The sequence below is a fragment of the Enterobacter cloacae complex sp. P27C genome (assembly GCF_014895705.1).
GTDB classification, from domain to species: domain Bacteria; phylum Pseudomonadota; class Gammaproteobacteria; order Enterobacterales; family Enterobacteriaceae; genus Enterobacter; species Enterobacter bugandensis.
This window is the reverse complement of sequence record NZ_JADBQB010000001.1, coordinates 251,029-263,763: the sequence shown is the minus strand read 5'-3', so window position 1 is coordinate 263,763 and position 12,735 is coordinate 251,029. Positions and strand designations below refer to the sequence as shown.

Here is a 12,735-nt window from a genome sequence, read left to right as displayed (position 1 = left end):
AGCGAGTTATTCACTCATGGCCTCGCGCCAGAGCCGTTCCACAATGCGCTGAGCCAGAATGGCCTGCTCGCCGGACGTTTCAGGAACCGTCTGATTTTGCACGCAGGTGATAAAGTGGCGGGCACATCCAGCGAAACCTCGTTGCTCCAGAGTGCTTTGCCAGCCGGGGACCGGCTGCATCACCACGCCGCCGCCCTTCTCTTCCCGCCATTCACGCATGTCGGTAACGTCGTACAGCGCGCCGTCGGTTACCGCCTGCACGGATTCCCGCTGGCTGCCCGCGCGGCGGTGCATGCTGGTGGTGACCTGAAGATGCTCAACGGCAAAATGGTGTTCCGCATACACCATCTGCCCCTGTTCGTTGGTGACAAGAGTACCGCTTTTCAGCAGCGCTTCGCCGTTAGTCAGCCACAGCGCGGTGTCCACCACGTGGAGGTAGTCATCGAGAAGGGTAAAGCGCAGATCGTTCGGCCCCACGCTGTCGGTGCGGTGCTTATCCATGCGCAGCGAGGCCATATTGCCGGACTGCGCCTTCAGCTGCTGGTAAAGCGGCGCGAAGCGGCGGTTGAAACCGACCATCAGCGTCAGTTTTTTACGTGCCGCCAGCTCAATCAGCCGTTCAGCGTCCTGAACATTTTCCGCCAGCGGTTTATCCACGCAGACGTGAACCCCCGCATTGAGCAACTCGCTCACCACCTGATAGTGGGTTGCCGTTGAGGTATGCACAAAGACCGCATCGCACTCGCGGGCCAGATCCTGGAGCGATGCCGCATACGGGATACGCCAGGTTTCACAGATACGTTCTGCCTTTTCTCGGGTGGGTGACCATGCCCCTTGCAGCGTCCAGTCAGACGCAGCGCCCAATACGGGCAGCCAGGCTTTCTGCGCAATACCGCCCAGCCCCACCACGCCAATGCGTAATTTTTTCACCGTTAGTCTCCCAAATGTGCCAGCAGTGCATCCAGACGCTGTTTCAGCCCGGCCACCTCGTCTTCCAGCGCCTCTACGCGCGCGGCAAGGTCGTCACGGGTTGCAGGGCTCGATTCCGTCGCCGCGCTTGCGGCGTCAACGTCGCCGCTGAAGAGATGCATGTAGCGGCTCTCACGTTTACCCGGCTCGCGCGCCAGGCGCACCACGTAAGGGCCATCCTCACGCGCGGCCAGCCCTTCCAGGGTCTGCTCGACTTCCTGCATGTCGCTGAACTCATGCATTCGGGAAGCGCGCGTTCGCAGTTCCCCCGGCGTTTGCGCCCCGCGCAGCAGCAGCGTGGTAATAACCGCCACTTCCGCGCTGTTCAGCTTCAGATCGCCAAATTCGGAGTTACAGAAGCGCTGCTCGTATTTGGTCACGCGGTTGCCGAAGCCGCTGACGGTGCGCAGATAGTGGCGCTTCACCAGCGCATCCAACACGTCCTGAACCTCATGCTCGCTGAGATTCATCACCGGCTCGCGGTTGGTCTTCTGGTTGCAGGCCATGGTCACGGCGTTAACAGAGAGCGGATACTGCTCCGGCGTGGTGACCTGTTTTTCGAGTAAGCACCCAATCACGCGCGCTTCCGTACCGTTTAGCTGATACTTCATCTTTTCTCCTTAACGACCTGCGGTCCAGTCACGGGTGGTTAATGCCGTCAGAACGTGGTCGCGCCACTCTCCGTCTATCAGCAGATAGTCTTTGGCATAACCCTCTTTCTCAAACCCTAAACGCGCCAGCAAATTCCCGCTGCGCTGATTATGCGGCATGTAGTTCGCCATAATGCGATGGATATGCTGCGTGCGTTGCATATAGCGGATGGCTACCGTTAACGCCTCGTACATCAGCCCCTGCCCCTGCCATTTCTGGCCGATGGAATAGCCAAGGTAGCAGGCGTGAAACGATCCCCGCACCACGTTTGAAAAATTGGCGATCCCGATAATCTCTTTCTCTTCTGGATCCAGCAGCGCGAAATAAAACGCGCTGCCCTGCTTATGAAATTCAGCGATCATGCTGAGGCGTGCCTGCCAGCCGGAGGGGTAACAATGGCTCTCATCCCGAACGGGTTCCCAGGGTTTTAAAAACTGGCGATTCTCGGCGTAATAATCCGCCAGACGCCAGGCATCACGCTCATGCACAAGACGAACGACCAGCCTGTCCGTTGTCAGACGCACTTTTGGCACATTACTGCGATAGCCAAACATCAATACCACTCCTTCCCGTCACTTCAGCTTACCCATTAGCTTTACTATACCTGCGCCCGTGCCGTCTGTGAAAACAGTGACATACCATTTTGACCTCTTTTCACATTTTTCGATGAGAACTCTCTATCAAAGCACCGTTTTGATAAAAAAATATTGTCGCGCCCGGGGGTGGGAAAAAACGCGGCGACACCGCAGAATGTTAGCGTGCTCACCTTCTTATTTTCCCTGGAGGGAAAATGTCCCGCGTATCACAGGCCAGGAGCCTGGGTAAATATTTCCTGCTCGTCGATAACATGCTGGTCGTGCTCGGCTTTTTTGTCGTGTTCCCCCTCATCTCGATCCGCTTTGTCGATCAAATGGGCTGGGCGGCATTAATGGTTGGGATTGCCCTGGGGTTACGCCAGTTTGTCCAGCAGGGGCTGGGCGTCTTTGGCGGCGCGATCGCTGACCGCTTTGGCGCTAAACCGATGATCGTGACCGGGATGCTGCTCCGTGCGGCAGGCTTTGCCACGATGGCGATCGCCCACGGGCCCTGGCTGCTGTGGTTTTCCTGCTTTCTCTCCGGTATCGGTGGCACCCTGTTTGACCCGCCGCGCACCGCGCTGGTGGTAAAGCTGATTCGTCCTCAGCACCGCGGCCGTTTCTTCTCCATTCTGATGATGCAGGACAGCGCCGGGGCGGTTCTTGGCGCCCTGCTGGGCAGCTGGCTGCTGCAGTACGATTTCCGTCTGGTTTGCGCGGCCGGGGCGGTGCTGTTTATTCTGTGCGCCCTGTTTAACGGCCTCTACCTTCCGGCCTGGAAGCTGTCGACGGTAAAAGCGCCGGTGCGGGAGGGGCTAGGACGCGTCCTGCGCGACAGGCGTTTTGTCACCTACGTGTTGACCCTGACCGGCTATTACATGCTCGCCGTACAGGTGATGCTGATGCTGCCAATCATGGTGAACGATATTGCGGGCACGCCTGCTGCCGTAAAATGGATGTACGCCATTGAAGCCTGTCTGTCATTAACGCTGCTCTACCCGATTGCCCGCTGGAGTGAACGGCGTTTTCGCCTGGAGCATCGTCTGATGGCCGGGCTGTTTCTGATGACGCTGAGCATGATGCCGATCGGTCTGGTAAACACGCTTCAGCAGCTTTTTACGCTGATCTGCACCTTCTATATCGGCTCCATCATCGCCGAGCCTGCCCGCGAAACGCTGAGCGCCTCGCTTGCGGATGCGCGTGCGCGCGGCAGCTATATGGGCTTCAGCCGCCTGGGTCTGGCCTTTGGCGGTGCGCTGGGTTACGCCGGCGGCGGCTGGCTGTTCGATGCCGGCAAAGCGCTGAACCAGCCGGAACTCCCCTGGATGATGCTCGGCGTGGTGGGCGTCATGACGCTTCTCGCCCTGTGGTGGCAGTTCAGCCAGAAGCGCAGCGCGAGCGGCATGCTCGAGCCTGGCGCGTAGCCTTTCCCTCGGGCGGGAGCCTCTCCCGCCCCACTTCTCAGTTTTTTCTGCTGGTTTCTGCCCATTCACGCTGACATACTGGCGTAACAGGACAGAAGCGCCGATTTTTCGTTGAGGAGCACTATGAAGAAAATTGTCTTAGCCGCGGCATTCGTTGTCAGCGGTCTGCTGGTCGGCTGTAACCAGCTTACGCAATATACCGTCAGTGAGCAGGAAATTAATCAGGCGCTGGAAAAACATAACAATTTCTCTAAAGACATTGGCGTGCCGGGGCTGGCCGATGCCCACATCGTGCTCACCAATCTCACCAGCCAGATTGGTCGCGAAGAGCCGAATAAAGTCACTCTCGCAGGCGATGCCGCGCTTGATATGACGTCCCTTTTTGGCAATCAGAAAGCCAACATCAAGCTCAAGCTGAAGGCGCTCCCCGTTTTCAACAAAGAGAAAGGGGCGATATTCCTGCAGGAGATGGAAGTAGTCGATGCGCAGGTTTCGCCGGACAAAATGGCGCCGGTACTGCAAACCCTGATGCCCTATCTGAACCAGTCGCTGCGAAACTACTTTAACCAGCAGCCGGCGTACGTCTTAAGCGAAGACAACAGCAAGGGTGAAGCCCTCGCGAAGAAATACGCAAAAGGGATAGAGGTGAAACCGGGAGAGATCGTTATTCCTTTCACCGATTAACCAGAAGGGCGCTGCGGCGCCCTTTTTTTTACGGAAAAGTGTGCAAACGAAAACGTTTCCGCTTATGATTTGTGTCCGGCAAAAACAGCCATCCCTATGACTGATTCCTGACAAGCCGGAGCTTCCATGACTGCACAACCCCAGGTTCTTAAAATCCGCCGCCCAGACGACTGGCATATCCATCTGCGCGATGGCGATATGCTGAAAACCGTCGTGCCCTATACCAGTGAAATTTATGGCCGCGCGATTGTCATGCCAAACCTGGTTCCGCCAGTCACCACCGTCGATGCCGCCATTGCCTACCGTCAGCGCATTCTGGATGCCGTTCCGGCGGGACATGATTTCACTCCGTTGATGACCTGCTACCTGACCGATTCACTGGATCCGAACGAAGTGGAACGCGGGTTTAACGAAGGCGTATTTACGGCGGCGAAACTCTACCCGGCGAACGCCACCACCAACTCCAGCCACGGCGTCACCAGTATTGATGCCATCATGCCGGTGCTGGAGCGCATGCAGAAACTGGGCATGCCGCTGCTGGTACACGGTGAAGTAACGCATGCGGAGATTGACATCTTCGACCGTGAAGCCCGTTTTATCGAAACCGTGATGGAGCCCCTGCGCCAGCGCCTGCCGGCGCTTAAGGTGGTCTTTGAGCATATCACCACCAAAGACGCGGCAGAGTATGTTCGCGACGGTAACGAGCTGATCGCTGCGACCATCACCCCACAGCATCTGATGTTTAACCGTAACCATATGCTGGTGGGCGGAGTGCGCCCTCACCTTTACTGCCTGCCGATCCTCAAGCGCAACGTTCACCAGCAGGCGCTGCGCGAGCTGGTCGCCAGCGGATTCACGCGTGCGTTCCTGGGCACGGACTCCGCGCCTCACGCCCGCCATCGCAAAGAGGCAAGCTGCGGCTGCGCGGGCTGTTTCAACGCCCCAACGGCGCTTGCCAGCTACGCAACCGTATTTGAAGAGATGAACGCGCTGGAACATTTCGAAGCGTTCTGCTCCCTCAACGGCCCGCGCTTCTACGGCCTGCCGGTCAATGACACCTTCATTGAGCTGGAGCGCAAAGCGAGCCAGGTTGAGGAGTCTATCGCGCTGACGGATGACACGCTGATCCCCTTCCTGGCAGGTGAAACCGTAAGCTGGACGGTAAAACGCTAAAAAATCAACGCCCCTTGTTGTCAAATCGATAATATGCCTGTATAAATAAACAGTATATTACACAGGGGGCATTTATGCGTATTGAAGTCACCATAGCCAAAACTACCGTTCTGCCTGCCGGCGCGCTTGACGCTCTGGCAGGCGAATTATCCCGTCGTATTAACAACACCTTTCCCGACAACGCGGGCGCCGTAACGGTGCGTTACGCCGCAGCGAACAACCTCTCCGTCATGGGTGCCGCAAAAGAAGATAAAGATCGCATCAGCGAAATCCTGCAGGAAACGTGGGAAAGCGCAGACGACTGGTTCATTACCGATTAACACTGCTCCCTCATTGTGTTTTTTGCCGGGTCGCCCCGGCTTTTTTTTGCCTGTAATTTCGAAAGTTCAAATTAATTCAGCGTGTTCTTAAAAAATCGTGAACGAGATGGTGTTTTATTGTTCGAACAATCCTAAAAAGCAGAAAAATGTGTTGCTACCTGTTTATTTTTCCCTTTGGAACCCTTATTACTTGGTATACTGAAGAAGCTTTCAGAAAAACATGCATTGAACCTCAGAGCCGTTGTCTTCTAACACGCATTAAGGGGGTTATAATGGAAAAGAATAACGAAGTCATCCAGACCCATCCGCTTGTAGGCTGGGATATCAGTACCGTAGATAGCTACGATGCACTGATGCTGCGTTTGCACTACCAGACCCCAAATCAACTCAACCGTGACGAAGCGGAAGTGGGACAGACGCTGTGGCTAACAACAGACGTCGCCCGTCAGTTTATTTCTATTTTAGAGGCAGGCATTGCAAAAATAGAATCTGGCGACTATCAGGAAAATGAGTATAAACGGCACTAACCTTATGCCCACTTTTCACTCAACAGGCACCCTCGCGGTGCCTTATTTATTTCCCGCTTGTTTACGCCCGCGTTGTTAATTACTCTGCTAACAAACCGTAAGTTTACGAGATGCATATGAGATACGACTTAATCATTATTGGTAGCGGCTCCGTTGGATCGGCCGCCGGTTATTACGCAACGCAGGCAGGGCTAAACGTCCTGATGATTGACGCCCACCTGCCGCCGCATAGCGAAGGCAGCCATCATGGCGATACCCGCCTTATCCGCCATGCGTATGGCGAAGGCGAGCGCTATGTCCCGCTGGTGCTTCGCGCCCAGACGCTGTGGGACGAGCTGGCGAAACAGACTGAAGAGCGCATTTTCGAACGCACGGGGATCATCAACCTCGGTCCGGCCCGTTCAGAATTTCTCGCCAACGTCGAACGCAGCGCGAAAGCCTTTAATCTTGACGTTGAGAAACTGGACGCGGCGGCCATTACCTCGCGCTGGCCTGAAATTACCGTCCCGGAGGATTATATCGGCCTCTTTGAAGCCAACTCCGGTGTGCTGCACTGTGAAACGGCGATCAAAACCTGGGTCGATCTTGCCGCCAAAGCGGGCTGTGCGCAGCTGTTCAATTGCCCCGTAGAGGCCATCACGCATGATGCAAACGGCGTTACGGTGAAAACCGTAGACGGGGAATATTCGGCTTCCCGCCTGCTTATTAGCGCAGGAACCTGGGTTACCCGCCTGCTCCCGGACCTGCCGATCCAGCCGGTACGCAAGGTCTTCTCCTGGTTCCAGTCTGACGGGCGTTACAGCGCGCAAAATAAATTCCCGGCGTTTACCGGCGAGTTACCCAACGGCGATCAGTTCTACGGTTTCCCTTCCGAGAAGGACGCTCTCAAGATTGGAAAACACAACGGCGGGCAGGTCATCTCCTCACCTGAGGAGCGCAAGCCGTTTGGCGCCTGCCCGCAGGACGGCTCAGAAGCCTTCTCGTTCCTGCGCAATATTCTCCCGGGCGTCGGTGGCCTGCTTTATGGCGCGGCCTGCACCTATGACAACACGCCGGATGAAGACTTTATCATTGATACGCTGCCGGGACATGACAACACCCTGCTGATTACCGGGCTGAGTGGCCACGGCTTTAAGTTCGCTTCGGTGTTGGGTGAAATCGCCGCGCAGTTTGCCCAGGGTATCACGCCACAGTTTGATCTGACGCCGTTCTCACTCTCGCGTTTTAACGGATAATCGGCCACGGGCTCCGGCGGTATCGGGGCCCGTTTTCTTCGTACTCAATTGTGGGGCGTTATGCGCAGGATAGTGGATTTCCTCATCAATAACATTCGCGAGCACTTTATGCTCTATATCTTATTGTGGGCGCTGCTCGCTATCGTTGATGTTATATACATTGTGTTTTATTGAAAGTGACAATTGACGTTAACTGACGTTACTTTATGTTTATTTAAGATTTTTTCTTCTGCTAAATACGTCTTGCACGAAGCCATTGAATTAATCTCGCCGTTTCTTTTCAAAATCGCTGAAATAAATAAAATAAAAATCAATAGTCAATTATTTCAGTTGCAATATCGCGTCTTCCCGTTCATTTTTACCTTTCGGTTAATTTGAAAATGGACATTCTGATGCAATTGCGTAACTCCTCCCGGCGCTACGGAATAATATCCATAAGTTTGCACTGGATATTTGCCATTGCCGTCTACGGTATGTTCGGACTTGGACTCTGGATGGTCACGCTCAGCTATTACGATGGCTGGTATCATCAGGCACCCGAGCTGCATAAAAGCATCGGGGTTCTGCTGATGCTGGGGCTGGTATTTCGCGCCATCTGGCGACATATTTCCCCACCGCCCGCGCCACTAAAGACATACGGAAAAATAACCCGCGTCAGCGCCGTTGCCGCGCATATTGCGCTCTACGCGCTGCTCTTCGCCATTCTGATCAGCGGCTATCTCATTTCAACGGCAGACGGCAAACCAATTAGCGTTTTTGGCCTGTTCGAGGTTCCGGCAACGCTCAGCGATGCCGGGGCTCAGGCCGATACGGCAGGCGTCGTTCACCTCTGTCTTGCCTGGAGCGTGGTGATCCTGTCCGTACTGCACGGGCTCGCCGCCCTTAAACACCATTTTATTGATAAAGACGATACGCTCAAGCGCATGCTTGGCCGCTCGTCAGTTGACTCTGGAGCATAAAATGAAAAAACACCTGCTGGGTATTGCCCTCGGTTCTCTGTTATTCACCACCGGTTCTGCCGTAGCGGCTGACTATAAAATTGATAAAGAGGGCCAGCACGCTTTCGTCAATTTCCGCATTCAGCACCTGGGATACAGCTGGCTGTACGGCACCTTTAAAGATTTCGACGGCACATTTACTTTTGACGAGAAAAATCCTGCGGCAGATAAAGTCAATGTGACCATTAATACGAACAGCGTCGACACGAACCATGCTGAGCGCGATAAACACCTGCGCAGCGCAGAGTTCCTCAACGTCACAAAATTCCCACAGGCCACCTTCACCTCCACGGAAGTTAAGAAAGACGGTGATAAATTGGCTATTACCGGGAATCTGACGCTGAATGGCGTAACCAAACCCGTTACTCTGGATGCGAAATTGATCGGTCAAGGCGACGATCCGTGGGGCGGAAAACGCGCAGGTTTCGAAGCGGCGGGTAAAATTCACCTGAAAGATTTTAATATCACAACGGATTTAGGCCCGGCGTCGCAGGACGTTGAGCTGGTTATTTCCGTTGAAGGTGTGCAGCAGAAGTCGTAATAGATTCGCCCGGCAGGCTTTCGCCGTGCCGGGCGTTATTATCATTCCGGGTCAGGAATACCCAGTTTGGTATTCAGACGGCCGCGTGATTTATTAAAAATCTTATTACCGTTTTCACGCCCCGCGCGACGACGACGCTGCTCTTCTTCCGGCAGGACGCTCTCTTCGCTGCACAGCTCGCTACAGCAGCCGTTAAACTTCTCGGCACAGGCCGGGCACTGAATAAACAGCAGATGACACCCGTCGTTTTTGCAGTTGGTGTGGGTATCGCACGGCGCGCCGCACTGGTGGCACTGGGCAATCACATCTTCTGAAATGCGCTCGCCCATGCGCTCGTCAAAGACGAAGTTTTTACCGATAAAGCGTACCGGTAAGCCCTGCTCACGGGCGCGGCGGGCGTACTCAATAATACCGCCTTCAATGTGCCAGACCTTGTTGAACCCATTGTGCTTCATCCACGCGCTGGCCTTCTCGCAGCGGATACCGCCGGTGCAGTACATAACGATTTTTTTATCCTTATGCTCCTGCATCATCTCCACCGCTTTAGGCAGCTGCTCGCGGAAGGTATCGGCCGGAATCTCCATCGCGTTTTCGAAATGCCCCACTTCGTACTCGTAGTGGTTACGCATATCAATGAACACGGCATCCGGATCGTCCAGCATCGCATTCACTTCCGCGGCCTTCAGATATTCGCCGACGTCCGCCGGGTTAAACTCAGGATCGTCAATACCGTCCGCCACGATGCGTTCACGCACCTTCATGCGCAGCACCCAGAACGATTTTCCATCGTCATCCAGGGCAATGTTCAGGCGTAAGCCGTTGAGGGCCGGATCGAAGCTATAAAGCGCGTCGCGGAACGCATTCACTTTGCTTTCCGGCACGCTAATCTGCGCGTTAATGCCTTCGCGGGCAAGGTAGACGCGCCCGAAAACGTTCAGCGCCGTGAAGGCCTGATAAAGCGCATCGCGGGTCGCCTGCGGATCGTCGATGGTGAAGTATTTGTAGAAGGAGATGGTCGTGCGCGGTTCGGTTTCAGCCAACATGCGCGCCTTTAACATCTCATTCGAAACGCGGTTGTGTAACACTGGCATGGTGTACAAGTCCTGCAATCGTCAGAGAGAATCAAAATCGGTCGGCATCATATAGCAAACAAAACCAATTTACATCCACACAATTTACGCTACATTTCACACACCCTGATGAATCAGGCTTAACAATTGCCGTCGTCGTGCAGGTTTCGACGGCAGATATTTTGGCTACGTCTCAAAAAATGCGACAATAGCGAAACAGGACGTTTGAACACAGGAAAGACATGACCCAGTTACCAAAATTTACCGTCGCCCTTTTGCACCCCCGCTATTGGATGACCTGGCTTGGCATTGGCTTTTTATGGCTACTGGTACAGCTTCCCTACCCTGTTATCTTCCGGTTAGGTACATCATTAGGCCGACTCGCGCAAACGCTTATGAAGCGCCGCGCCCGCATCGCGTATCGTAACCTTGAGCTGTGCTTTCCGCAGATGAGCGAGGCAGAGCGCCATGATATGGTCTCGAAGAATTTCGAATCCGTCGGCATGGGTCTCATGGAGACCGGAATGGCGTGGTTCTGGTCGGACAAACGTATGGCCCGCTGGAGCAAGGTTACAGGCACCGGCATGGAGCCGGTGCATACGCTTCAGGCCAATCAGACCGGCGTGCTGCTGATCGGCGTCCATTTCCTGACGCTCGAAATCGGGGCGCGCATGTTTGGCATGCAGGCGCCCGGCATCGGGGTTTATCGTCCTAACGACAACCCGGTTATCGACCTCATCCAGACCAACGGCCGCATGCGCTCCAACAAAAGCATGATCGACCGTAAGGATCTGAAGGGCATGATCCGCGCGCTGAAGTCCGGTGAAGTGGTCTGGTATGCTCCCGATCACGACTATGGCCCCCAGGCCAGCGTCTTTGTCCCCTTCTTCGCCGTTGATGAGGCCGCCACCACGACCGGCACCTGGATGCTGGCGCGGATGTCCAAAGCCGCCATCGTTCCCTTTGTTCCCCGCCGTATGCCGGATGGCTCAGGCTACGAGCTGATGATGCTTGAGCCGGAACTCGCGCCGCCGCTGGAAGATGCGGAAACCACCGCACGCTGGATGAACGGCGTTGTGGAGAAGTGCATCATGCTGGCACCCGAGCAGTACATGTGGCTGCATCGACGCTTTAAAACGCGGCCAGAAGGCACGCCTTCCCGCTATTGATCATCATGCGGCCCTCAGGGCCGCATGCTATTTTAGCTTTAAAAGCTCCCCCTCATTGCGGCAATCATAACCCAGGCGCATAATTAGCAGGCTTATTACTTCATGCCTCAGGTGCTCTGCACCTCACTATGCGGATTGTTATGACACCCTCAGATGCCCCCATAAACTGGAAGCGTAACCTCACGGTTGCGTGGCTTGGCTGTTTTCTTACCGGCGCGGCGTTTAGCCTGGTCATGCCTTTCCTGCCGCTCTACGTCGAACAGCTGGGCGTGACGGGCCATAGCGCACTCAACATGTGGTCTGGCCTGGTATTCAGCATCACGTTTCTCTTTTCCGCCATTGCCTCGCCCTTCTGGGGCGGCCTTGCCGACCGCAAGGGACGTAAAATCATGCTGCTGCGTTCGGCGCTGGGGATGGCGATAATCATGGCGCTGATGGGCGTGGCGCAGAACGTCTGGCAGTTCCTGATATTGCGCGCATTGCTGGGCTTATTGGGCGGATTTATTCCCAACGCGAACGCCCTGATCGCTACGCAAATTCCTCGCCATAAGAGCGGCTGGGCGCTTGGCACGCTCTCAACCGGTGGCGTGAGCGGCGCCCTGCTTGGGCCGCTGGCGGGGGGATTACTGGCGGATAACTACGGCCTGCGCCCGGTCTTTTTCATCACCGCCAGCGTGTTGTTCCTGTGCTTTATCGTCACCCTGGTTTGCATCCGTGAAAAATTTACGCCCGTCGCCAAAAAAGAGATGCTTCACGCCAGAGACGTGCTGACCTCGCTTAAAAATCCCAGACTGGTGCTGAGCCTGTTCGTAACGACATTGATCATTCAGGTGGCAACCGGATCGATCGCTCCTATTCTCACCCTATACGTTCGCGACCTGGCGGGTACCGTCAGCAATATTGCATTTATCAGCGGACTGATTGCTTCTGTGCCCGGCGTGGCGGCGCTGGTTAGCGCACCGAGACTGGGGAAATTGGGTGACCGGGTCGGCCCGGAAAAGATCCTGATCTGGGCACTGATCATTTCCGTCCTGCTGCTTATCCCCATGTCGATGGTGCACTCTCCGTGGCAGCTGGGCGTGCTTCGCTTTTTGCTGGGTGCCGCCGACGGGGCGTTGCTGCCCGCCGTACAGACCCTGCTGGTCTACAACTCCACGAATCAGATTGCCGGGCGTATCTTTAGCTATAACCAGTCGTTTCGAGATATCGGTAACGTCACCGGGCCGCTTCTCGGGGCGGGTATTTCCGCCAGCTTCGGTTTTCGCGCCGTCTTTATCGTGACGGCAGGCGTGGTGCTGTTCAACGCGATTTACTCGTGGTTCAGTTTATCCCGCGCGTTACGGCCGGTGACGGAATAAGAAGAACGCCTGACGGCTTATTTTCGCATTCATACTTGCAG

The 12,735-nt window shown here is 55.3% G+C and carries 15 protein-coding genes; 11 read left to right on the top strand and 4 right to left on the bottom strand.

What is annotated here, in order from left to right:
* Nucleotides 1-6 precede the first annotated feature (6 nt).
* The 3 genes from IM291_RS01290 to rimJ are packed head-to-tail and all read right to left on the bottom strand — an operon-like array spanning nt 7 to nt 2,174.
* Entirely contained in the window at nt 7-930 is a 924-nt protein-coding gene (locus IM291_RS01290; RefSeq protein ID WP_047368281.1) for a Gfo/Idh/MocA family protein, read from the bottom strand.
* 2 nt (nt 931-932) lie between these two features.
* Nucleotides 933-1,580 carry a YceH family protein gene (locus IM291_RS01285; RefSeq protein WP_192985939.1) on the bottom strand — a complete coding sequence of 216 codons (648 nt, stop codon included), beginning with the start codon at nt 1,578-1,580 and terminating at the stop codon, nt 933-935.
* A 9-nt stretch (nt 1,581-1,589) separates the two neighbouring features.
* The gene (gene rimJ, locus IM291_RS01280) at nt 1,590-2,174 is read right to left on the bottom strand and encodes a ribosomal protein S5-alanine N-acetyltransferase (RefSeq protein WP_013097146.1); all 585 of its coding nucleotides are present in this window, start codon (nt 2,172-2,174) and stop codon (nt 1,590-1,592) included.
* A gap of 236 nt (nt 2,175-2,410) precedes the next feature.
* Between rimJ and mdtH the strand changes: the two genes are divergently transcribed.
* The 9 genes from mdtH to IM291_RS01235 all read left to right on the top strand — a co-directional run bounded on the left by mdtH (nt 2,411) and on the right by IM291_RS01235 (nt 9,097).
* Nucleotides 2,411-3,619: a multidrug efflux MFS transporter MdtH gene (gene mdtH, locus IM291_RS01275; protein ID WP_192985938.1), complete on the top strand. Its 1,209-nt coding sequence runs from the start codon at nt 2,411-2,413 to the stop codon at nt 3,617-3,619.
* A 123-nt stretch (nt 3,620-3,742) separates the two neighbouring features.
* Complete coding sequence (locus tag IM291_RS01270; RefSeq protein WP_028012696.1) at nt 3,743-4,303, top strand: lipoprotein; 561 nt, start codon at nt 3,743-3,745, stop codon at nt 4,301-4,303.
* Nucleotides 4,304-4,429: 126 nt separating this feature from the next.
* On the top strand, nt 4,430-5,476 hold the full coding sequence (gene pyrC / locus IM291_RS01265) for a dihydroorotase (RefSeq protein ID WP_028012695.1): 1,047 nt from the start codon (nt 4,430-4,432) through the stop codon (nt 5,474-5,476).
* 74 nt (nt 5,477-5,550) lie between these two features.
* Nucleotides 5,551-5,796: a DNA damage-inducible protein I gene (gene dinI, locus IM291_RS01260; protein ID WP_028012694.1), complete on the top strand. Its 246-nt coding sequence runs from the start codon at nt 5,551-5,553 to the stop codon at nt 5,794-5,796.
* 272 nt (nt 5,797-6,068) lie between these two features.
* Nucleotides 6,069-6,323 (top strand): biofilm formation regulator BssS, encoded by a 255-nt coding sequence (bssS, locus tag IM291_RS01255; protein WP_023299782.1) that lies wholly within the window; start codon nt 6,069-6,071, stop codon nt 6,321-6,323.
* Nucleotides 6,324-6,439: 116 nt separating this feature from the next.
* Nucleotides 6,440-7,558, top strand: coding sequence for an N-methyl-L-tryptophan oxidase (solA, locus tag IM291_RS01250; protein ID WP_047368279.1), 1,119 nt, complete (start codon nt 6,440-6,442; stop codon nt 7,556-7,558).
* 60 nt (nt 7,559-7,618) lie between these two features.
* Nucleotides 7,619-7,732, top strand: coding sequence for a YceO family protein (locus IM291_RS01245; protein WP_032644857.1), 114 nt, complete (start codon nt 7,619-7,621; stop codon nt 7,730-7,732).
* 218 nt (nt 7,733-7,950) lie between these two features.
* A complete protein-coding gene (locus IM291_RS01240; RefSeq protein ID WP_192985937.1) occupies nt 7,951-8,517 on the top strand; it encodes a cytochrome b in 567 nt (188 codons plus the stop codon).
* 1 nt (nt 8,518) lies between these two features.
* Nucleotides 8,519-9,097 carry a YceI family protein gene (locus IM291_RS01235; RefSeq protein ID WP_028012691.1) on the top strand — a complete coding sequence of 193 codons (579 nt, stop codon included), beginning with the start codon at nt 8,519-8,521 and terminating at the stop codon, nt 9,095-9,097.
* A gap of 41 nt (nt 9,098-9,138) precedes the next feature.
* Here the strand turns inward: IM291_RS01235 and IM291_RS01230 are convergent, their stop codons facing one another.
* Entirely contained in the window at nt 9,139-10,188 is a 1,050-nt protein-coding gene (locus tag IM291_RS01230) for a rhodanese-related sulfurtransferase (RefSeq protein WP_028012690.1), read from the bottom strand.
* Nucleotides 10,189-10,409: 221 nt separating this feature from the next.
* Here IM291_RS01230 and IM291_RS01225 point away from each other — a divergent pair, with 221 nt between their 5' ends.
* Together IM291_RS01225 and mdtG are read left to right on the top strand one after the other, a co-directional pair.
* Nucleotides 10,410-11,336, top strand: a complete 927-nt coding sequence (locus tag IM291_RS01225) for a Kdo(2)-lipid IV(A) acyltransferase (RefSeq protein WP_028012689.1) — start codon at nt 10,410-10,412, stop codon at nt 11,334-11,336.
* A 140-nt stretch (nt 11,337-11,476) separates the two neighbouring features.
* Nucleotides 11,477-12,694, top strand: a complete 1,218-nt coding sequence (mdtG, locus tag IM291_RS01220; protein ID WP_048998807.1) for a multidrug efflux MFS transporter MdtG — start codon at nt 11,477-11,479, stop codon at nt 12,692-12,694.
* Nucleotides 12,695-12,735 lie beyond the last annotated feature (41 nt).

Coding starts and splice junctions, on each gene's coding strand:
- IM291_RS01285 (WP_192985939.1), bottom strand. CDS start 1,580: ATGAAGTATCAGCTAAACGGTACGGAAGCGCGCGTGATTGGGTGCTTA.
- rimJ (WP_013097146.1), bottom strand. CDS start 2,174: ATGTTTGGCTATCGCAGTAATGTGCCAAAAGTGCGTCTGACAACGGAC.
- mdtH (WP_192985938.1), top strand. CDS start 2,411: ATGTCCCGCGTATCACAGGCCAGGAGCCTGGGTAAATATTTCCTGCTC.
- IM291_RS01270 (WP_028012696.1), top strand. CDS start 3,743: ATGAAGAAAATTGTCTTAGCCGCGGCATTCGTTGTCAGCGGTCTGCTG.
- pyrC (WP_028012695.1), top strand. CDS start 4,430: ATGACTGCACAACCCCAGGTTCTTAAAATCCGCCGCCCAGACGACTGG.
- dinI (WP_028012694.1), top strand. CDS start 5,551: ATGCGTATTGAAGTCACCATAGCCAAAACTACCGTTCTGCCTGCCGGC.
- bssS (WP_023299782.1), top strand. CDS start 6,069: ATGGAAAAGAATAACGAAGTCATCCAGACCCATCCGCTTGTAGGCTGG.
- solA (WP_047368279.1), top strand. CDS start 6,440: ATGAGATACGACTTAATCATTATTGGTAGCGGCTCCGTTGGATCGGCC.
- IM291_RS01245 (WP_032644857.1), top strand. CDS start 7,619: ATGCGCAGGATAGTGGATTTCCTCATCAATAACATTCGCGAGCACTTT.
- IM291_RS01240 (WP_192985937.1), top strand. CDS start 7,951: ATGCAATTGCGTAACTCCTCCCGGCGCTACGGAATAATATCCATAAGT.
- IM291_RS01235 (WP_028012691.1), top strand. CDS start 8,519: ATGAAAAAACACCTGCTGGGTATTGCCCTCGGTTCTCTGTTATTCACC.
- IM291_RS01230 (WP_028012690.1), bottom strand. CDS start 10,188: ATGCCAGTGTTACACAACCGCGTTTCGAATGAGATGTTAAAGGCGCGC.
- IM291_RS01225 (WP_028012689.1), top strand. CDS start 10,410: ATGACCCAGTTACCAAAATTTACCGTCGCCCTTTTGCACCCCCGCTAT.
- mdtG (WP_048998807.1), top strand. CDS start 11,477: ATGACACCCTCAGATGCCCCCATAAACTGGAAGCGTAACCTCACGGTT.